This is a genomic window from Ferruginibacter sp. (genome assembly GCF_031430955.1).
Lineage (GTDB): Bacteria > Bacteroidota > Bacteroidia > Chitinophagales > Chitinophagaceae > Ferruginibacter.
Window position 1 is genome coordinate 1 of the sequence record NZ_JANPCM010000322.1, and the last position, 21758, is coordinate 21758.

The 21758-nt window shown below is 34.1% G+C and carries 20 protein-coding genes; 1 reads left to right on the forward strand and 19 read right to left on the reverse strand.

The window, feature by feature from the left end; all coding sequences use genetic code 11:
* The 7 genes from ACY65O_RS09080 to ACY65O_RS09110 form a co-directional block, all read right to left on the reverse strand.
* Nucleotides 1–255 (reverse strand): hypothetical protein (locus ACY65O_RS09080; protein WP_462220536.1); only part of this gene is annotated, 255 nt, incomplete at its 3' end.
* Nucleotides 256–1341: a glycosyltransferase gene (locus ACY65O_RS09085; protein WP_462220537.1), complete on the reverse strand. Its 1086-nt coding sequence runs from the start codon at nt 1339–1341 to the stop codon at nt 256–258. It lies immediately after the preceding gene.
* A 12-nt stretch (nt 1342–1353) separates the two neighbouring features.
* Complete coding sequence (locus ACY65O_RS09090) at nt 1354–2115, reverse strand: FkbM family methyltransferase (protein ID WP_462220538.1); 762 nt, start codon at nt 2113–2115, stop codon at nt 1354–1356.
* Between the two features lie 17 nt (nt 2116–2132).
* The gene (locus tag ACY65O_RS09095) at nt 2133–3413 is read right to left on the reverse strand and encodes a lipopolysaccharide biosynthesis protein (RefSeq protein WP_462220539.1); all 1281 of its coding nucleotides are present in this window, start codon (nt 3411–3413) and stop codon (nt 2133–2135) included.
* A gap of 68 nt (nt 3414–3481) precedes the next feature.
* Nucleotides 3482–5392: an asparagine synthase (glutamine-hydrolyzing) gene (asnB, locus tag ACY65O_RS09100; protein WP_462220540.1), complete on the reverse strand. Its 1911-nt coding sequence runs from the start codon at nt 5390–5392 to the stop codon at nt 3482–3484.
* Between the two features lie 68 nt (nt 5393–5460).
* A complete protein-coding gene (locus ACY65O_RS09105; protein WP_462220541.1) occupies nt 5461–6543 on the reverse strand; it encodes a glycosyltransferase in 1083 nt (360 codons plus the stop codon).
* Nucleotides 6544–6634: 91 nt separating this feature from the next.
* Nucleotides 6635–7609: a class I SAM-dependent methyltransferase gene (locus ACY65O_RS09110; RefSeq protein WP_462220542.1), complete on the reverse strand. Its 975-nt coding sequence runs from the start codon at nt 7607–7609 to the stop codon at nt 6635–6637.
* Nucleotides 7610–7820: 211 nt separating this feature from the next.
* Here ACY65O_RS09110 and ACY65O_RS09115 point away from each other — a divergent pair, with 211 nt between their 5' ends.
* The gene (locus tag ACY65O_RS09115; protein ID WP_462220543.1) at nt 7821–9155 is read left to right on the forward strand and encodes a hypothetical protein; all 1335 of its coding nucleotides are present in this window, start codon (nt 7821–7823) and stop codon (nt 9153–9155) included.
* Nucleotide 9156: 1 nt separating this feature from the next.
* Here ACY65O_RS09115 and ACY65O_RS09120 read toward each other — a convergent pair whose 3' ends face one another.
* The 12 genes from ACY65O_RS09120 to rfbF all read right to left on the reverse strand — a co-directional run bounded on the left by ACY65O_RS09120 (nt 9157) and on the right by rfbF (nt 21694).
* A complete protein-coding gene (locus tag ACY65O_RS09120) occupies nt 9157–10302 on the reverse strand; it encodes a glycosyltransferase (RefSeq protein WP_462220544.1) in 1146 nt (381 codons plus the stop codon).
* The gene (locus ACY65O_RS09125) at nt 10299–11390 is read right to left on the reverse strand and encodes a glycosyltransferase (protein WP_462220545.1); all 1092 of its coding nucleotides are present in this window, start codon (nt 11388–11390) and stop codon (nt 10299–10301) included. The genes ACY65O_RS09120 and ACY65O_RS09125 overlap by 4 nt, the downstream gene beginning before the upstream one ends.
* Nucleotides 11391–11406: 16 nt before the next feature.
* Nucleotides 11407–12348: a class I SAM-dependent methyltransferase gene (locus ACY65O_RS09130; protein WP_462220546.1), complete on the reverse strand. Its 942-nt coding sequence runs from the start codon at nt 12346–12348 to the stop codon at nt 11407–11409.
* A 206-nt stretch (nt 12349–12554) separates the two neighbouring features.
* Nucleotides 12555–13655 carry a glycosyltransferase family 2 protein gene (locus ACY65O_RS09135; RefSeq protein ID WP_462220547.1) on the reverse strand — a complete coding sequence of 367 codons (1101 nt, stop codon included), beginning with the start codon at nt 13653–13655 and terminating at the stop codon, nt 12555–12557.
* A gap of 68 nt (nt 13656–13723) precedes the next feature.
* Nucleotides 13724–15085 (reverse strand): MATE family efflux transporter, encoded by a 1362-nt coding sequence (locus tag ACY65O_RS09140; protein ID WP_462220548.1) that lies wholly within the window; start codon nt 15083–15085, stop codon nt 13724–13726.
* Nucleotides 15086–15125: 40 nt separating this feature from the next.
* Complete coding sequence (locus tag ACY65O_RS09145; RefSeq protein WP_462220549.1) at nt 15126–16016, reverse strand: transketolase family protein; 891 nt, start codon at nt 16014–16016, stop codon at nt 15126–15128.
* Nucleotides 16016–16822 (reverse strand): transketolase, encoded by an 807-nt coding sequence (locus tag ACY65O_RS09150; protein WP_462220550.1) that lies wholly within the window; start codon nt 16820–16822, stop codon nt 16016–16018. Before ACY65O_RS09150 ends, ACY65O_RS09145 begins: the two co-directional genes overlap by 1 nt.
* A gap of 5 nt (nt 16823–16827) precedes the next feature.
* The gene (locus ACY65O_RS09155) at nt 16828–17595 is read right to left on the reverse strand and encodes a TylF/MycF/NovP-related O-methyltransferase (RefSeq protein WP_462220551.1); all 768 of its coding nucleotides are present in this window, start codon (nt 17593–17595) and stop codon (nt 16828–16830) included.
* A gap of 3 nt (nt 17596–17598) precedes the next feature.
* Nucleotides 17599–18837, reverse strand: coding sequence for a class I SAM-dependent methyltransferase (locus ACY65O_RS09160; protein WP_462220552.1), 1239 nt, complete (start codon nt 18835–18837; stop codon nt 17599–17601).
* Entirely contained in the window at nt 18809–19768 is a 960-nt protein-coding gene (locus ACY65O_RS09165; protein WP_462220553.1) for an NAD-dependent epimerase/dehydratase family protein, read from the reverse strand. The genes ACY65O_RS09160 and ACY65O_RS09165 overlap by 29 nt, the downstream gene beginning before the upstream one ends.
* A gap of 64 nt (nt 19769–19832) precedes the next feature.
* On the reverse strand, nt 19833–20933 hold the full coding sequence (gene rfbG, locus ACY65O_RS09170) for a CDP-glucose 4,6-dehydratase (RefSeq protein WP_462220554.1): 1101 nt from the start codon (nt 20931–20933) through the stop codon (nt 19833–19835).
* Nucleotides 20915–21694, reverse strand: coding sequence for a glucose-1-phosphate cytidylyltransferase (gene rfbF / locus ACY65O_RS09175; protein ID WP_462220555.1), 780 nt, complete (start codon nt 21692–21694; stop codon nt 20915–20917). The genes rfbG and rfbF overlap by 19 nt, the downstream gene beginning before the upstream one ends.
* Nucleotides 21695–21758: the final 64 nt, after the last annotated feature.

A 21758-nucleotide genomic window follows, 5' to 3' on the forward strand; every position in this document is an offset into this window, starting at 1 on the left:
AATGTCAATTAGTGTGGATAATACAGGTGGGTTTTTAGTGTATTTTATTGGAATCCATTTAATATTAAACGGCAATAATAATTTTTCAATTACAGGTTTATTCTGTAAAAAAACTTCCTTTTTTTCGCAACTTAATAAAAATATTTTATAGCCATACTTACTTAATCCCTGCAAATAAGGTATTACCTGGCTTTGTCCCAGCGGATCCGTCATACCATCGTAAGAAATAAACAGTACTTTTTTTTGTGCCGGCAACTATTTGTTATTTAAAGTTTCTGTATAAATTTTCCTCAGCCCTTCCATATGGTGCTGCAATGTAAAATTATTTATTACCCTTTGCTTTGCCGCAGCTGCAATTTCGCTTTGTAATAACTTATTGCTAGCCAGTTTTTTTAATTTACTTACAAAGTCGGTGGTATCTTTTAAATCAAAAAATATGGCTGTGTCTGCACACTGTTCCCGGAAAGATGGAATATCACTGAGCAGCATGGGTGTTTGCATGGCCATCGCTTCCAGTACACTTAATGAAAAGCCTTCAAATTCGGAAGACATTACATAAAGATTGTACTGGGGTATTAACCTGCCTGCATTTTTTACTTCTCCTTTTAGTATTACCCGTACGCCAGAATTATTAATGGCCTGCTGCAGTTCATTTTGTAATACACCTACGCCATAAATATGCAATTCAAAATTATCATTTTTTAAAGCTTCGAATGCTTTTATAAGATAATGATGGTTTTTAGGGTAGCGCAATGCACCAATAGCAATTAATGTAAATACCCCTTCATTAATTTTATTTGCAGGTGTTTGTAAATTCTCAATTTCTTTTACATCTGTAAAGGTGTACAATAAATATTTTTTATAGGGCTTATATTTTAAATAAATAAAATACTGTTCTAATACTTCACTTGAAACACCCACAATAATACTTTTATGCATTTTGTAACTTATACTTTTAAGCAGGGTGAGGTACCACTTTTTATAGTCATTGGATATAGAAACATTAGTATGAATGGTAGTGATTAAAGGTATATTAGCCGGGGTAGCAAACCTGGCAACCAATGTAGCGCTAAAAAGATGGGAGTGGATAAGATCAATTTTATGTTTCCTTATAAATTTGCGTAATTTAAATACCGCAAAGGGGAACCTGACAAAGGATCCCATATTAAGACAATAATATAAATCGCATTTAAATTCTTCCCCAAAATGGTTTTCGGGATTTAATGTTACCACAATATTATTATACTCCTTTAATTCTTTAAGCACTTTTACCAGCATTACTTCGGCACCCCCCCGGCCCAGGTAATTAATAATATGCAGTATTGTTTTTTTGCTGCTCATAATTTTTACCGGTTAAGGAAGCAAATGAAGATCCAGTAAATCTGTGCTGGCACAAAATGCTTCTTTGCTTATTGGCTTATTGTTATACAATATTTTATAATTAAGCTGTTGAATAAAATCAAAAATTGTTTCAAGGCTGTCACCTTTGGCCTTAATTGGTTCGGGGTGTATGGCTAAGATGCATGCAGGCTTAAATTTATTAAATGTTTCCACACTTCCTTTTAATGCATCATACTCTGCACCCTCCACATCAATTTTAATAAAATTTATTTTGGTAAGGTTTTGTTCTTTTACAAAGGCATCAATAGTGGTAACATCAATATCAATGCCTTGCAGTGGCCGGTCTTCTTTATAATTAACTAAGCTGTTGGCATTATCAGCTTTATTATCAGAAATAAAAAAAGTTATTTTACCTATGGAACTGCCTACCGCCTTTTGAAAAGTTTTAATACTGTTTTCACTATTATTAATAGCTACGCTTGTTTGTAATAACTGGTAGGTAGCCGGGGTGGGTTCAAATGCATATACCTTACCTTCTTTTGAAACAGTTTGAGCTGCAATTACTGCAAATAAACCGATGTGTGCACCAACATCAAGCACTACATCCCCCTTTTTTACACTGGAAAATAAAAACTCAAAATTTTCATGCTCGTAATTGTCTGGAAAAAAGCGATAAAACCTTGTGGGCAGCCTCAAGGTATGGCCATTAACAATTCTTTTCATTCCTCTGCCAAAAGTGGCAATATTTAAGACTTTGTAAAGAAATTCTTTCATTGAGAGTGGGTTAAAGTTTATTTAATTTTATAAAACAGGAAACGCATTTGTTTTCTTGTAAAAATTAAAGTTATAATTAAAATGATAAAGTAAAAACAAAATACGGAAATGGCTGCACCTGCTGATTGCATATTTTTTATAAAAAAATAATTGCTGCCAAGGCTTATACAGGCAAAAGTTATAGAAAGCCATATTATTTTACGCTTTTGCTTATAATAAAGCAAAAACGAAAAAAATAAGTATGCTATTGCCCAAAAGTAATACCCAATGCACAACAGGTAATAATAATTAATGCCGGGCAGGTAATTTTTATTGATAATAAATTTATAAGCAAAAGGTACAAAAAGAAGTAAAGCAATAAGGCCGGCAGTAAGAATGCCAAGATACATTACAAAAAGTTTTTTAATGGATTCGTAACTTATTACAGGCTGAGACAGCAGTTGGTATATTTTAGGAAGAACATACTGCAGCAATGCGGAGCAAAGTGTAAGAATGATTGATGCAAATACGCAGGCAATTCCATAAACCCCCACTTCGGCATTACCATCGCTGGTAAAATGAGCAAGAAAAAAACTATCAGAATAATTCATACAAAAAACACTGAACTGCATTATTATTATGGGTACGCTAAAGAGCAATTCATCTTTTAGGTACTGTTTATTTATTTGCCCGAATATATAATTTCGTTTTATAAAAAAGTAAAAAGCATACATACCCATTACTGCAAACGAAACACCAATACCAATAACCCTGCCCTGCCATGCTAACTTTAAAGCGCTAATCAGTAAAACAGCTAACCCAATTTCCAGCAGCAACCGGCCCAGTACTACCAACATAAAAAGTTTTTTATTCTCTTCGTTGCGTATCATGTTAACTGCAAGCTGGCTTATAAAAGATAAAAAAGTAACAACAGGTATTACCCATACAAAACTTGCAGGAAATTTATATTTATCAATTAATACTTCCTTGAAAAAATAAAATACAACCAGAGATAAGAGAAATATACTGACTGGTAATAATAAACTGCTTGAAAAAAAAATTCGGAATTCTTTTTTGTTCAGTTTAAAATATTCCACATCGGCACTTTGCAAAAAACCCATTGAAATAAAGGGGATTAAAAAAAGCATTGCACCGCTGAATAAAGTGAGCGTACCCATATCCTGCCTGCTGAGTACATTTGTAAAATAGGGCAGCAATAAAAATGCTATCCCTTTTCCAAAAAAATTAGTGAATGTATATGCACCCAGTGCTTTTACAGCAGGGCTTTTAAAATATTTTATGGCAGTCTGCTTTGGCAAATTTATAAAAGCGTTTCTGTAACTGATGTTTAAGAGTGTTTTAATTTATGGTACAAATATGACTTAACTTAATTATTGTTAATCCATTTATCGTACCACATCTGAAACATTAATAAATACCAGATTTTTTCTGCTCTTTCAGATTTACCCTGGTAAAAAGATTTTCTTATGCGCTGTATTTCGCTGTTGTTAAAAATATTTTGCTTTTCAATAAAATTTTCATCTAAATATTTATTAACAAAAGGTTTTAAGTCGTTTTGCAGCCAATCTGCAATGGGGATACCAAAACCCATTTTTGGCCTGTCCATCATTTTTTTGGGTATGTACTTGTGTACAATTTCTTTTATAATAAATTTTTTAATCCCATTGTTGTATTTGTATTCCATAGGCAATTTAGCAGCCCACTCAATAATACGATGGTCTAAAAAAGGTTCTCTTCCCTCCAAACTTACACTCATGCCGGCCCGGTCAACTTTTTGTAAAATATCATCCAGCAAATAGGTTTGATAATCTATTGCCATCATGTATGAAAGTGTACTAAAATTTTCTTTTTTTAATTCTGTACTGTCAAAGGCTGTAGGTATTTGTTTTATTGCAGTTTTAAAAAGCCCGGCAAGGTCTTTAGCATTCATCTGCGAGGTAAGGCTCATTAAAATATTTTGTTCTGTTGGATTTTTAAACAATGATTTTACTTTTTCGTACCTGCTGTGAAAAAGATATTTTTTATTAAAATAAGGTATCGCATCCGCCGGGATAACATCCATCAGGGCTGCAGCAGACTTACGCATAAAGCCTGGTATCCTTTTTATCCTTTCGCCGTATTTCATTAAATAATCGTACCGGTTATAGCCTGCAAAAATTTCGTCACCTGCATCAGCCGATAAGGCAACCGTTACTTTTTGCCGGGCAATTTTACTTACCAGGGTGGTGGGTATGGCACTGCTGTCGGCAAAAGGTTCATCATAAAAAAATGGTAATTCCGGCACAATTTCAAGGGCTTCTTTTTGAGTGCAGTAATATTCTGTATGATCGGTACCTAACAGTGCGGCAGTTTCTTTTGCGTAGGGTGCTTCATTTAATCCTGCATCAGGCACACCAATAGTAAATGTTTTTATTTTTTCGGTGTTATTTGCCTGTAGTAATGCTGTTACACAGGCACTGTCGTATCCGCCGCTTAAAAAAACACCTACCGGCACATCACTTACCATGCGGTATTGAAATGCGTTGGTCAGTAATTTTTCTGTTTCTGTAATAGCATCGGGTAAATCTATTTTTAAAATGGGTTGATTATAAGCATCATAAACATTCCAGTATTGCTGTGTGTGTATTGATTTACTTTTTACATCCAGCTCTAAAAAATGCCCGGGTTTTAATTTATGTGTGTCCTTAAAAATACAATGCGGAGTGGGTACATATCCATATTGCATGTAAGCTGCTGCTGCATCTGTATTAATTTCTTTTGCAAATTCGGGGTGCTGCATAAGAGCTTTTAGTTCGGAGCCAAATAAAAACAAATTATTTTTCCAGTAATAAAAAAACGGTTTTACACCTGCCCGGTCCCTGCAGGCAAATATTTTTTGTTTGGCCTCATCATAAATTGCAAAGGCAAACATGCCGATAAATTGTTGCAAAGCTGCACTGCCCCATTCGGCGTAAGCATGCAATATTACTTCGGTATCGCTGTGGCTGTGAAATTGATGGCCTTTTTGTTCAAGTTGCTTTTTTATTTCGGCATAGTTATAAATTTCGCCATTAAATGTTATGTGAAGCGATTGATAAGTTTGGGGCTGGCTCCCACCCTCTGTTAAATCAATAATACTTAACCGGCGGTGGCCAAGGCCAATTGCAGCAGTATCATTATTGTAAATGCCATACCCCTCACCATCGGGACCACGATGGGAAAGAATACGGTTCATTTTTTCTAAAGTTTCCTTTGCAGTTCTTTTATTAAAATCTGCAAACCCTGAAATTCCGCACATAATTTATAGCAATTTTTTAATCCGTCAAAGGTAGGTGTATGTTATTAAAAAAAGTGATTGACCATTTCCTAAACCCCGTTGCTTAATGCTTCTGAATAAATAGTACGCAGGCCCTTGATATGCTGCGGCAGCGTAAAGTTTTCAATGGCCCTTTGCTTTCCATTTTCTGCCATTGCTTTTAATTGTTCCAAAGTTGTTTTACTGAGGGCCAGTAATTTTTTGGGCAGGTCATTTTCATCAGTAAGAGAAAAATAAACAGCAGTATTTTCACACTGTTCCCTAAACGATGGGATATCACTTAACAGCAAAGGCATGTTCATTGCCATTGCTTCCAGTACACTCAAAGAAAACCCTTCATAAAAAGATGCCATAAGGCATAAATCGTACTGTGTAATAATGACTTCAATATTTTTTACTTCTCCTTTTAATATCACTTTTGCCCCGGTTTCATTTATTTTTTTTTGTATCTCATCCTGCATATTTCCGGCGCCATAAATATGCAGCTCTATATTTTCGTTCTTTAATTTTTCGAACGCACTTATCGACCACAGATAATTTTTTTGTACCCTTAATGCGCCTACAGAAACCACCCTGAATACCGGAGAAGTTTGTTTGGGACCGGCAACTGCAGCATTAAAACGGTTAACATCTACAAAATTGTAAAGTATATATGCCTTGTAAGGTTTTAATTTAAGCAAAGAAAAATATTCATCCATTGCGCCTTTTGCCACGGCGATGATAATATTTTTACGCAGTTGGTAAGTAAACTTATCTAAAACCCGGGCATACCATTTTTTATATTCTACAGAAGATTTGATAAAGGCATGAATAGTAGTTATTACCGGAATTTTATGACTTACCGAAAGCCTTGCAATAATAGTTGGCCAAAATAAATGAGTATGCACTAAATGAGGTTTTTCTTTTTTTACAATACCCCTAAATTTAAAAACTGCAAAAGGCAGCGAAAATAATGAAGAAAGGTTAATACAAATAAGTTTATCGCATTGCAGTTCGCTGCCAAAATTATTTACAGGGAAAAGTGTAACCACTACATGTTCATACTCGGGCAGTTCTTTAATTACCCTTACCATCATGGTCTCGGCTCCGCCCCGGCCAAGGTTAAAAATAAAATGAATAATTTTTTTTTTCATTTTGCTTAATGAAGAGGATTTGCTTACTGCAAAGATTAAACAAATTAGCTGAGAAGTAATTAGTCCGGAAGGTTGTGGTAAGTAAGCTGGGTTATTTCTTAATCCCTTTTACAACATAAGCCACACAATTATCGTAATAAACCTCACCTCCCCAAACCTGTTGCATACCATTTTTATTAAACCATTTTTTTACGGTAGCAATTTTTTGAGGCTGGTCGTATTGAGGGCTAAACATATCAAACGTATCTAAAATACACCATTCCCGCAGTTCATTTTTTGATAAGCCAAGAGGGATAGTACCTTTAATATTACAAATGGGAATAAACCTGTTTATAAATTTACCAATACCAATTTTATTAAAAAAGGTAGTGGCGGCTATCATCCAGTTAATATTTTTTTCAATTTTATTCAGCAGCTTTTCATTGCTCCATTTTTTTGTTATTGGCCTGAAAATGTATTTGGCCTGTAATTTTGTCCACCAGCCATTTACACAATAAAAATCTACAATAACTTCTGCCCCCGGCTTTGCCATTTCAATTAATGATTGCACCGTTTTTTGCACATCGGGTGTATGCTGTATTACACCAAAACAAAACACTTTATCAAATTGTGCTTTGGCAAATGGCATTTCATACACACTTGCCTGAAAAAGCTGCAACCTGTTTTGATGATGACCATTGTTTTTAAAATTGGCTTCTACGGCATTGCTGTAATCAACGCTGTATAAATTAGCGGGTGTATGGTCCAGCACAATTTGAGAAAACCTGCCGGCACCGCTGCCCACTTCTAAAATATTTTTGTTTTGTAAATTTTCTTTTGCCCAACCCGTAACAGCAAAAAAACGATTAAAACTTAGCTGGGTATTTTTTTGTTCCCTGTCAATTTGCGTAGCCGCAAATTTGTTCCACTGGTATCCAAAATTTTGTGTATAATTATCTTCCTGCACTATACGATAGGCGCCATTTTTATAAGGGAAAATAGTAGAAAGATTGTCTAAAAGCCCCAGTGCAGATTTTTGCATGGGAGATTGAGTAAACGGGTTTACTAAAGGAATTGCCTGATTCATAAGTGCTTATTAATTGGATAAGACTTATAACGGGATAGTATATTTTTTATTGCAAAAAGCCCTTAGATTAAACAATTTAGTTTGCTATTTATTTTGATAAGACCCGGTTTACCTGCATTGTAACGGTAAACAAGTATTGTTTATATTGCAGCAGTTTTACAGTTTACTTTTTTGCGCAAGATTTATTTCTTAAACCAGCACCAGCAATACGATGCAGATAATAACCATCTACGATTTTATTTTATTACCCGTTTACCTTGGGATTTTTTATTATTTCGTAAAGAAAAAAGCAGCTTTTTTTACAGATTTCAACATGAAGAAGATCTTCTTCATCGCCTTTGTTTTACGGATGTTTGGTTCAGTTACTTATTCTTTATTAGTGCAGTATTATTATGGGTACGGAGATTCGTTTACTTATTATAAAGGCAGCGATTTCATTCATGATCAATTAGTACAAAACCTGGGTAATATAAAATACTTTTTTGTTTCTTCAGCCGAATTTCAACAATGGTATAATACCGAGGTTGGCGACATGAACTTTTCGGGTTATACGGGAATAACTTCTGCCAACGCCATAATGAAAATTTCAGCACTGCTTTCTTTTATTTCTTTTAATAAATTCATGATCATTTCACTTTTCTTTGGCTTATTTTCTTTTGCAGGGCAATGGAAATTGTTCCAGGTTTTTAATGATTATAATAAAGGTAAAAATCAAACTATGCTGGCTTATGCCGTATTGTACAGTCCCTCAATATGGTTTTGGGGCAGTGGTTTAATGAAAGATTCTGTTTGCCTTGGGGCTATGGGGTTTATTGTTCACATTTTGTATAAGAACATTATAAAAAAACAAATTAGTTTCAGGGAATGGCTGATTTTACCCTTTCTCATTTATCTTGTTTCTATTATAAAAAGCTATATCATTATTATTTTGGCAGTAAGTATTATGGTAGTGGTTTTTGTACGTTATGTGCTGCAGCTAAAAAACTTATTGGTGAGGCTGATAGTTATACTTTTATTTCTTATTTTTAGCGGTTTCGTTATTGCATTCGCAGATTTTTCTACACAAATTAACGATCTGGTAGAAGAGTCTTATAGCCAGGTAAAGTCAAATCAACAAAATTACCAAAACATTCAAAATGAAGATGAAACCAGTAAGGCTGGTTTTGAGTTGGGTAATTTCGATCCATCTTTAAGCAGCATGATTATTAAAAGCCCTGGGGTTATTTTGTCTTGCCTGTTCAGGCCTTTTTTATGGGAAAGTAAAAAAATTATTATACTGTTTACCGCCCTGGAGTCAACTTTACTATTATTAGTAACACTCTATCTGTTATTAAAGACCCGGGTAGTAGGGTTTTTCAGGATCATTTTCTCCAATCAATTAATTCTTTTTTGCTTCATCATATCCATCCTTTTTGCCCTTATCATTGGCTTTACAACTTTTAATTTTGGTACCATGACAAGGTATAAAATTATCCTGCTGCCCTTTTACTATTTTATGCTGGTAGCAATTTTTTCTAAACTAATGGAGAAAAACAGGAGTGAGTAATTTATTTAACCGCAATTTGTAATTGATTATACCAATCCGCAGTATCTTTTATCATTCTTGCAGTGTTATAATAACTAACATATTTCCGGTAGCCATTTTCTGTAAGCCTGTTTCGTTCAGTAGGGTTTTGTAATAAGGAAATTATGCTTGTTGCCAATCCTTTGCTATCTTTTGCCTTAACCAAAATACCCGTTTCATTATGTACAATTATTTCGTTACAAGCCTGTACATCAAATGCCACTACCGGTGTTTTTAAAGCAAAAGATTCTATATAAACTAATCCAAAGGGTTCGTATAAAGAGGGCAGCGCAATAATGTCTGACTGTTCAATAAAGGCATAAGGATTATCCTGAAATCCCATAAAACTGATATTTTTTTGTATGCCCAGTTTTTCCGCTCTTATGTTAAGAGCATCATGTTCTATTCCTTCGCCCATTACCAGCAACTGAACAGTGGGAAATTGTTCAATAATCTTTGGCATGGCATCAAAAAGATAAGCATGGCCTTTTATTTTAGTAAGCCTTCCAACAATTATTATCTGGGGAGAAAATTTCCTGTATTTTACCCCTTCTTCTTTAATTATTTTTTTATCAACGCTTATGCCATGATGGATGAAGGCCATTTTTTTAGGCGTTAGTTTTAAATTATAATACAAATCAGCAATTGCTTTACTTATTGTTACATTATGATCTATTTTACTAATTACAAATTTTGTAATAAAATAATAAAGGTTATATTCTATTTTACCAATGCTGTCGGTATTTTTAATAAAGTAAGATTCTTTATATCCATGCTTTGTTGATAATAATTGTATTTTTTTATTAAAGAAAATTTTTACAGCAACAGCAATTGCATCAGAATTAAATAAATGCGAATGGATGATCTTTATATTATTTGCAATACAATACCTGTTAACTTTTTTAGCAACATTTAAAATATTTGTTCTGCTTGTGGGTATTAATTCGGTGGTAATTCCTTTTTCATTTAACCTGTTACAGTAAAGCTGAACTTTATTTTTATGAACAGGGGGGCATACACACATTACTTCACCATGTATCCCATATTCTTTAAGCCCCGGCAAAAGATCGAGCAAATATTTTTCAGCTCCGGCTATTCCATGCGTATATATTAAATGAAGAATTTTCATGATAAAAAAGCTTGTTTATAGCGTTCAAACATAGTTAAATTAGAGAAATTATTTTCAGCAAATAATAACGCAGCTTTTCCCAAACGCTCCCCTTCATCTAAATTAATAATCAATTCTTCCAAAACTGCTGCCAGTTTAATTTCATTTTTTACCGGTACCAGCAGCCCGTTTACATTATTTTCTATCATATTATTTATGCCCGCCACATCTGATGCAACAACAGGTTTACCACATGCCATCGCCTGCATAATTGCTGTACTCATTGTTTCTCCTAAAGATGCATGAATATAAATATTTAATGAATTTAAAAAATTAACTACGTCTTTTTCATCAATCATACCTAAAAAATAAGTGTTATTTGTTATACCTAAACGCTCCGCTGTATTAATTAATTCATCTTTGCAGGCCCCATCTCCGGCCAAATACAATTTTAGCGGAAGATTAAATGCTTTACTGTTTAACAATGCAAATGCTTTGAGCAGCGTTGTATGATCTTTTATATCAATTAACCTGCTTTGCATACCCAACACTATTGATGAGTTATCTTTTTTTGCAGCAGGATTAAAAATATCCAGGTCGATACCGTTGGGAATAACTAATGTATATTTTGTCCTGAATAACCATTTTAATGTATTTTTTATCTGGCTTTTATATTCATCACTTAAATAAACCATTTTACCGGCAAACATCATACATAAAGAAAGCCTTATCCAATCGGCCTTAGTTTTTAAATGATTTGCCTGCGTTTCTCTTACCAAAATAATTTTTATACTGTTAGAGAATAATTTTGCCAAACGGGCGGGAATAATAGCATTGCCGCCATGTAAAAAAATATAGTCTGCTTTACTGCTCTTTATTTTTTTATACAACTGAATATAATAACTGATATCTAAACCTGGTTTTTTCTTTATTACATCCCAGGCAATATTGTATTTGGTACACTTTTCTTTGTATTCTTCCCTCACATCTTCTACACCGTTAAATAGTGCTTCGTACTCAAACTCTTTTTTTTTATCCGCACTTACCATCGAAAAAAAAACATTTCCATGTCCGCCTAACCCAGAATATAGTACATGTAATATTTTCATTTTTATCTCAATTTTTTTACGGTTTTTTACACCTGGCCTCTACACCATTACCCCCATACTCACACCATATTTCTGCTGCTCCAAGTTTTTCAAGTGTGGTTGAAATTTGCTTTTTATTTCTAAATCTTTTATGCCAGTCCGTTAATGAATCATGTGTATCCAGCAGTGCCCACTCCTGCTGTTGTGCATCATTCAGTTGAGGAAAAGCAGTGTAATAGGATATGACCGGCGAAAAACGGTTAAGCAATACACTCATTAATTTGTTGTGAGCAAATTTTTTATGCAGGGGTAAATATCTTTTTATTAATTTTTGTGTATAAGGTATTGTGTAGGCAGCTGTTTTTTTACGTAGATACGCCCTGTAAAGTGGCGCAGTTCTTAAATAATTTGATTTATCAAATGTATAATGATCTATAACAAGTGTTCCGCCTTTTTTCACTAATTTATACAGGTCCTCAATAGTTTTTTCGGTATCAGGTGTGTGCTGAATTACGCCCAGGCAAACTACCACATCAAATGTTTCATCGGCAAAAGGCATATCATTAATATCTGCCTGAATTACCAAATGGTTATCTGTGTTTGGAAAATTTTCCAAATTAACTTCAACTGCGGAGCTTAAATCAGATGATACTAATATGGCTCCTTTTTTCAATAATACTTCAGTAAATCTTCCTGCCCCGCAACCGGCTTCTAATACAAGTTTTCCTCCCAGGTTATCTTTTAAATTACCTAAACACCGGTTAAGCCTTGTTTCGGTAATTGGTGAACCCGAATATGAATCCAGCTGTGTTTTTTTATAGTGCTTCCACTGATCGCCAAACAAAGAAGCGTAAGTATTTGTATCAGCAAAATATTTTATCCCTTTTCTTTCTGGTATTTCTTTTTCACCAGAAAATAACCGGTTGTCTTTATTGATAAAGGGCTCATTTCTTTTTCTGTTGTAAAAAGATGGAAACATAATTTATATTTAAGTTGAAATAATAATATTTTGTTTACTAAAGCTGTATTAGGAGATTAGACTGTTTTGTATTTTTCTTGCAATTTAAGCAAGGGCTTTGAAGAATAACTGCCTTATTAGCCAAAGTGTATTGGCAAGATTGGAGCGATAAATCATTAATAATTCCCGGAATTTTCATTAGCCTTTGCTTATTTTATAAACATTATTTAAACTGAAGGATCTCTTGAATATCCCTCATTTGCAGATTTTTCTTTTTGCATATCTTCATATTCCTTCATTTTACTTTTATAATAAACTGGTTTAAATGTTCTTATCATATAGCTGATTGGAAAATATTTTATAAACAGTATTAATACTAAATACAAAAAGAGTACAAATTTCAAAGTACCCTTACATATTTTGAAATAATAATTAGATTTATCAATTATTTCAGAAAATCTTTCCGGTTCTAATATTTTTGCGTTCAATAAATTTACTATAGAGCCTTTGGATAAAATTGTTTTTTTTGATAGAAAAAAGAACTTAAAATTTTTATCAGACCACCTTGGTTTGTAAATACTCAATATGTCTATTTTTTTCATATTAACCAGCACCCAGTTTGTAGAAGACCAAAAGAGACCATCTGAAATTTGCCGGGCAAGTGGTTCTGTAACCAAAAAAGATTTTAAATTTTCCGAAACGGCCAATAACAATGCCAGGTGGGGCCAGCCACCAGTTACTTCATCATCACTACCTGTTAGAATATCATAAGAAGATTTTAGGAAAATATGTGAACCTATAAACCCAAACATATCCAGGCCATCATCACAAAGCATCGAATACAATATTTTTTCAGGATATTTTCCTGGCTTGATATGCTGAAAATAATTTGGCAAATTACTATCTACTGATGCGATATGAACATAGACATAACCGGGTGATACGTTTTCCAATAATTGTAAAAGCTTCATCAATCCATTTTCTACAACAACATCATCGTCGCCAAGGGTCCAAATATAATTACCCCTGGCCATAGAATAGACCGTAGTATAATTTTTACGAAATCCCAGGTTTTCTGATTGCCTGAATACGCTAATGTATTTTTGCGCAGATAACCCCATTAAAAATTCATTTGTACCATCTGTAGAGGCATTATCCGATATACAAATTTCTATTTTACCCGCTGCTTTTCTCAGATCCTGTTGTAAACCATTTAGAAGCCGGGCAAGTTTATCTCTTCTATTATAAGTAGGTATACAAAGGGACAAAACAGGTTTATTTGCATCAACAAATGTATCGGATGTTAATGTTGCAGAATGTATATCCATTTAATATTATTGGGGGAATGTGGCTAACGGAATTTAAAAATTAACCACAAATATAGTGAAGGCAGAAATTATTGATGCCATTTTCGTTTATTATTAATGAATATAAAATAAGTACAGATAAAACTTACCGCACACAAAATCATATACCCTGTGGTCATTCCCAAAACGCCATAATATTTTCCTAACAAAACGGTAGACAAAGTACATGCTATCCCCATTGCAATACTCAGTACCATCATAGGTTCTTTTTTATGACATCTGAGATAAGTTGCCCAGGCAGAAATAATATGATTTAAAAGAATAGGTAACATCATAAATAACATAGGCAGATAGGGTAAAAATCTATCTCCTAAATGCTTTCCCTCAATTGTAATATTAAAATAGCGTATTCCAAAAATAACAGCAAACATTCCCGTAAGCAATATTACATTTAATACAAAAGTTTGCAATACGGTATTATTAAACAGTATATCTAACTGAATGTATTTTTTTTGTGCTATAAGCCCTGAAAAGGTTGGTATTTTGGTGGTGATCCATGCAAGAGTAATAGATGATACCCCACCAAGGGCAGCAAGCGTCATACCCATTTGCCCGGCAACAATTGGCCCTTCGGTAGCAAACAATACAGGATTGTAAAGTTGAAAAACAAAATAACCACTGATCCAGCTTATTGCTATTTTCCATTGATATGGAAATATCTCTTTTCGGTAATGTACCCTTTCGATGATTTTTGTTTGCCAGATATTGGCGAGTAATTTTCTATATTTATAGGCTATAAATAAAGTATAAATAAGAATTCCCATAAAACTACCCAGCCCCAACACATATAATTTTGCGCCTGCAATCAACCCTACCCAAACTATTGTTAGTTTGAAAATTTGCAGTATTAGTTGAATTCTGGCTATTTCTTTTACTTTACCCAGCCCCTGTAAAAAAGCAATAATTGGGGAGATGATCAAATTAATTCCCGTACCTACAGCGAGCAGAATCCAGGGTGCTACCCAACTTACGGTTCCGCCTGTGGTATTATATCTATTAAAATAAAAGTACCCTATTGCAATTAATGAGACAATTAAGAGGGAGGCAAAAAACACGTACCATTTTAAGCTAAAATGCAAGAGTGATGATAACCTTGAAATATACTTTGATTCTCCGCTGAAATTATGGTCGCTTTCCCATTGCAGATGCGATACCTCGTGAGCAACGTATTGGGTAATAATTCCATTTAGGCCCAACTCAAAAAATATCTGAATAGCAACAATGCTTCCAAATGTATAGTAAAACCCCTGCTCAATACCCGTTAAATATTTTACAACTAAAATAACAGAAATAACATTTCCTAAAGCGCTTAAAACACTGGCAGAGGAAGTAAAAGCAATGGCTTTATCTAAACCAAATTTTGAAGCAATTTTTCTAATAATTCCCATCATCAATTTTATAGAATAATTATTTTAAGCTGCATATTATTTATTACAGTATCAATCCTGCTTCCTTTCTTAAAAAATCCTGTGTACCTGCATAACCGATAAATTTATCGGGAATTGCAATTATTTTTAATGATGGGATGGAATCAATCAATTTGCGGTTGCGAATTTCATTTAATGTTTCTAATACCGCACTGCCAAATCCCCCGCTTTGCTGGTGCTCTTCCATTGTAATAAGCTGCGAATACTTTTTAGCAATATCAGACAATGAAATTACATCCATAGGTTTAATTACCGGCACGCTGTACAAGCTCCAGTTAAGGTTGTGCTCCTTAATATAATTTACTGCATAAGAAAGAATACTCCCTGTAACAAGCACAGCTGTACCCGTTCCATTAATAACAGGTAATATTTTGCCGAAACTTATTGCAGCTGCAGAGGAGTGTATAATTGGTTCCCCTGCTTTTCCAAGACGGAGGTAACCAGGCTGGTTAGTATTACAAAAATGAGATGTTATAAGTTTTGCTTCTGCAGGATCACCGGGGGCGCATACAGTTAGGTTTGGTATGGTACGCAGCATACCTATATCTTCAGTTGTATGATGAGATACACCTAAGGCTCCGTAAGCATAACCTCCACCCACAGCTACAATTTTTACACTTAAATTATGATAACATACATCATATCGAATCTGTTCCATACAACGCAATGTTGGAAAATTGCCGATAGAATAAGTAAATACATTGTATCCTTCCATTGCAAGCCCTGCTGCAATTCCTGTCATGTTTTGTTCGGCAATTCCGGCATTTAAAAATCTGTCGGGAAACGCTGCGGCAAATGGCTCTACTACTGAATAACCAAGATCCCCAACTATTAAAAATATTTTGGAATTTGTTTTTGCTTCTTCAATTAATTGATTAATAAATGCTGTCCTCATCAGTAAGATTTTTGTATTTGATTAATAGCATTTGTTACTTGTTCTTTATCTGGCGTTTTATAATGCCACGATAATTGATGCTCCATAAAATCTACTCCATTACCCTTTATTGTATTTGCAATAATTACAGTTGGTTTGTGAGCATGCAAATTTGATTTATTTAAAGCTGCTGAAATCTCTGAATGATTATGACCATCAATTTCGATTACATTCCATCCAAAAGCTTTAAACTTTTGATCAAGTGGATGAAGATTTAAAACATCCGCTACGTTGCCAAAGCTTTGGATCTTATTATAATCAACAATTGCTACTAAATTATTTAATTGATGATGTGGTGCAAACAAAATAGGTTCCCAGTTGGATCCTTCATTTAATTCCCCATCGCTTAAAATTGCATAAACTTTCCAATCAGTTCCTTTTCTTTTTCCTGCTAAAGCCACGCCTGTTGCAACCGATAAGCCATGCCCCAAACTACCTGTACTAAGTTCAACTCCCGGAACTTTATGATTAACATGAGTTGTTAAAAAACTACTATTTTGCCCAAATGTATCCAATACCTCTTTTGAAAAAAAACCCATCAAATGAAGAACTGCATACAGTGAAGAACAGGAATGTCCTTTACTGTAAAAAACCCTGTCTCTGTCCGGATCTTTATCATTATCAATGCTATACTGAAGAATATCATTATATAAAACGGCTAAAATATCTGCAATAGAAAAAGCCCCTCCAATATGGGAGGCATTTACCTTATGAACCATTTCGAGACAGCCTATTTTTATTTTTTTTACTAAATCAATTGAAGTCATTGCAATTATTTAATGAAGTAAGATAAATGAGTAGTGAAGGGAAAACGTTTTAACTCCACTTGAGACAGATCTAACTCTTCTAACATTGCAATAGTTTCACCAGGATATTGTTTACAGTTTAATTCATCAAAAACTACAACGCCTCCTTTAACAACTCTTTTAAATAAATTCTGGAGTGCAGTTTTGGTAGGTTTATAAATATCAAAATCCAGGTATAATAAACTTATTACAACGTGGGGGTTTTCTTCAACATACTTTGGTATTGTATTATTTGCATCACCTTTTATCAATTCAACTTTATTGATGTGGCTTAATGGCCTGTTTTTGTCGTGAATGGAAACAACATTTTGCAATTCAGTGAGCATACTTTTTGAAACATTTAACCCGCCAACATGCAAATGTTCTGATACACCTGTTTGGCTGTCTGCCTGGTCAATTTCCGGAAAGCCGTCAAATGTATCAAATCCAATAATTTTTCTGGTATGATTATACGGTTCTAAAATAGCAGAAAAATGCAGCCATGACAAGGTACCACTACCTACAAAAACACCACACTCTACAATGCTTCCATTTACATTTACTATTTGTTTAAATATCTCATATTTTGCTAAAAAATAAGCAACATCCTGGCGACGCACCCAAAGAGGAAATGCCTGTAATTTATAAGCCAATGTTAATTCGGACGTATTAAAAGCTTCGTACAAACTTTTAAAAATATCTTCTTCATCTTTTTTATATAATCCCTGATTGAGTTGTGGGTTTTGATTTGTCATTTATTAGTCGTTTAAAATTTTTAACATTGAAATAATTTGATTTTCCCTGTATCCTAATTTAATTAAGTCGGCTTTAATTTCTTCCATATATCCAAAGCTGAATACAATTACTTCATCAACACGTTCTGTTGCCAAATGATTTATTTTATATACAGGCAAGTGTGATTTTGGAGAAAAGACATTTTCTTTTTTAGGCTTTTTATCTACCAGGTATTCCAGTTTGTTGGCATTATTTAATGCAGCAAGTGTCATTACCCCCCTTCCTCCAGCTCCATAACCTGCAAGCTTCTTGCCCTGCAATACTGCATTGTTAATATAAGTTTCAAAATTATTAATCCCCTTGTAAATTAAGGATGCCTGTTCAGTATAAAAATTGGTATCCTTATATTGTGGCAAATCAAATTTATTAATTGCCTGATTAGAAAAATCAGATCCTTGTTTTGTCATTACAAATACCAGTGAATTAGCCCTTCTTTTATTTTCGGGTAAAACATCAAAATCAATTACCTCCATACCATTTTGTTTCGCTAATGAAATGGCAGTTTGTTTAGTTAAATAAATTGAATGCTCGTGTTCAAAAAGACAATATTCTTTGCGCTCAAATATTTTTTGCAGATCGTGATTTTCAATTATCAGTATCCCTCTTTCTTTATTTAATATTTTATGAACAGCATTTAAAAAGTCAATAGGGTCGGGTATATGATCAAATGTGTATGACAATAAAATAATATCTACATCTTTAAAATCATCCGGAAGATTTGGTATTGCAGCTTCATTAAAAAGCCCCTGAACGGAAGGAACACCTTTTTGAGCAGCCACCTCCACTAAAAATGAAGAAGGCTCGTAACCCAATACTTTACAACCCGAATTTTTAAAAGGCACCAGCTGCCCTCCGTCTCCGGAACCAATTTCTAATACTTTGATGTTTGAAGCATTTGCAAAATATTTGCTTAAAACTTCTTTTGCAATACCATTCATAAATTCAGTGGCAAAAGCAGATTCGCCAACAGAGTACTGATAATCTTCATAATATTCATCCACGGCTACATCGTGTTGGGTTTGAACAGTATTACAATCTTTACAATAGTAAATATTGATGGGGTACAAAAACTCGGTACCTTTTTTATTTTCTTCGATAAAATCGTCGGTAAAAGGCATATTGTCTAATTGCAAAAAATTAAACAGCTCACTGCCGCCACAAACCCTGCATTTATTATTTAGTTGATGAACTTGATATTTCATTATTCTGATGGTATTTTAATTGATAATATTTAATTAATTTAATGATATTTTCTTCTAAATTATTGGTAACATAAAAATCAAAAGTAGTGTAAAATTTATTTGAGTTACCCTCCATATGCATTACTTGGTTGGGCCTGTATGGCAAAGCCCCCAAATTAAAATGACCGGTAGTTTTTGTTTGTTTTATTATTAACTCAACTATTGATTTTAATTTAATACTGAAATGAGAGGACAAATTATAAATGCCCCCTGCGTTTGAAGTATTTATTACAACCTTTTCAATTGCTTTTGTAAAATCAGTTATGTGCAGGTAACCATATTTTTGTTCGCATCCGGTTAGGTCAAGGCTTTTATTTTGTAATGCGTTTTGGATTAACATAGGAATAAACCAATTTACATCTTCTCTTTCTCCATATAAAGGAAACAACCTGAGCCATATAAATTCTATTTTATTTAAATTGCAAAATGATTGTGCGATTTGCATGGTGGCCAATTTAGAAGCGCCATAAGCCGAAAGGGGATTGGGTAAAAAAGTTTCATCAATCTTTCCTTCAAAATCTCCATATTCTGCCTGAGAACCTAAACCAATTATTTTTTTTATTCCAATTTTTTTAGCCAGTAAAAGCAAATTTGCTGTTAATACAACATTTTGAGTTTGATTTGTCCAATCGCCTCTATCTGCTGCTGCCACACCGTTCCATGCCGAATGAATAAGTGTATCTGGTTTTAATTTATTTAATTCAATATCTAAATCCGGCGATTCAATATCAAATAATTTTATATTGTTTTGATTAATTTCCAGCAACCTCCACAAATTTGATTTTTTTCTAACCAATCCTATGACAGTATATTTTTCTGATAGTTTTTCAGCTATTGCGGATCCTAAAAAACCAGATATTCCTGTAAGTAAAATAATGGGCTTTGTTATCATTTGAGTTGTTGACTAAATCAGTAATTTTAAGTTTAAATGAAGGGATTTAGATTAATAGATTCAACTATTTATTTAATAACGATTGATAAAATAAAATATCCTCTTTCATTAATGCTGAAGCCGTTTTATTGCCCTCATAAAAAGTTTTATACCATACAATTGTTCTCTCAACAGCTTTTTCCGTATCCATCAGTGGTTTCCATTTTAATTCGTTGATGGCTTTACTGATATCTAATTGCAGCAGGTTAGCCTCGTGCACTGCATCAGTATCAATCTGCAGATCAATTTCTCCTTTGCCCCATTTTGCAATTGCTTTTTCTGCAATATGCAGAACTGGTAAATTATCTGCATTGGCCGGACCAAAATTCCAGGCACCTCCATATTTATTTACATCTGCAGCTAATGCCAGAGCTAATTGCAAATAACCAAAAACGGGTTCCAGTACATGCTGCCATGGTCTTACAGCTTTTGGGTTACGGATAACAATAGCTTTATCTGCGGCAATTGATCTTATTATGTCGGGTATCAACCTGTCTTCGCTCCAATCGCCCCCACCAATTACATTGCCTGCTCTTACACTTGCAATCGCTTTTTTATGTTGATCAAAATTTGCTGTATTAAAAAAGGAATGACAATAACTGCTGATCACTAATTCTGCACAGGCTTTACTGGCACTATATGGGTCGTACCCCCCTAAGCGGTCAGTTTCTCCATATGCATAATCCTGCTCTTTATTTTCGTAAACTTTATCAGTAGTAATAAAAAGACTGGTGCATGGGGTTGGCAATTTTCTCAACGCATTCAATACATTGGCCGTACCCATAATATTGGTTGAAAAAGTATATAAAGGTTCTTTGTAAGATCTTCTAACCAATGGTTGTGCTGCCAGGTGAAAAATAAAGTCGGGAGAAAAATTCAATATTTCCTCCTCTAATTTTTGGGCATCGTTAATGTCTGCAATTACAGAATCAATTTTGATATGAGGCTCAATAAGGCTGTATAAAGATGGTTCGGTATCCGGTGTCAACGCATATCCTTTTACAATAGCACCGGCATTATAAAGTACATAACTAAGCCACGAGCCTTTAAAACCGGTATGGCCGGTTAAAAAAATCTTTTTATTTTTATAGGCTTCTAACATGTTGATTATTCCCAGATTTTCCATTTTGCTTTACCACTATTCCACATTTCTTCCAGCTCTACCCTGTCTCTTAATGCATCCATACATTTCCAAAATCCATGATGCCTGTAAGCGGCAAGCTGGCCATCTTTTGCTATTTTTGCCAGGGGCTCTTTTTCCCATTGCACATTATCCATATTACCTTCTAAATATTTAAAAACACCTGCTTCCATTACAAAAAAGCCGCCATTAATCCACATACCATCGCCATCTGGTTTTTCTTCAAAATGCAATACAGTGCCGGTTTCATCGGTATCTAAATTACCATACCTGCCCGGAATTTTTACTGAAGTAAGTGTAACTAATTTGCCGGAGTTTTGATGAAACCGCAGCAATTCATCAAGATTAACATTGCTAACCCCATCACCATAAGTGAGCATGAAAGGTTCTCCGTTTAAATATTTTTCAACTCTTTTTAAACGTCCGGCAGTGTTGGTGTACAGGCCGGTATCTACCAGGGTTACCTTAAATGATTCGGTATTGGAGAAATGAACATCTATTTTGTTTTGCTCCAATTCAATAGTTACATCAGAATTGTACAAAAAATAATTCAAAAAATATTGCTTTATAAATTGGGCTTTGTAGCCCAGGCATAATACAAAATCGGCATAGCCGTACTTTTCATAAATCTTCATTATATGCCAAAGAATTGGTTTACCCCCAATTTCTACCATTGGTTTTGGCCTTGCTTCTGTTTCTTCCATCAGCCTTGTTCCCAGCCCGCCTGCAAATCCGGCAAGAAGCATTCAGCCTCCCTTGTGCGTCCGAAAATCAGGTGTGTCCATGAAAGCCATTCTCTGCTCGCAATAT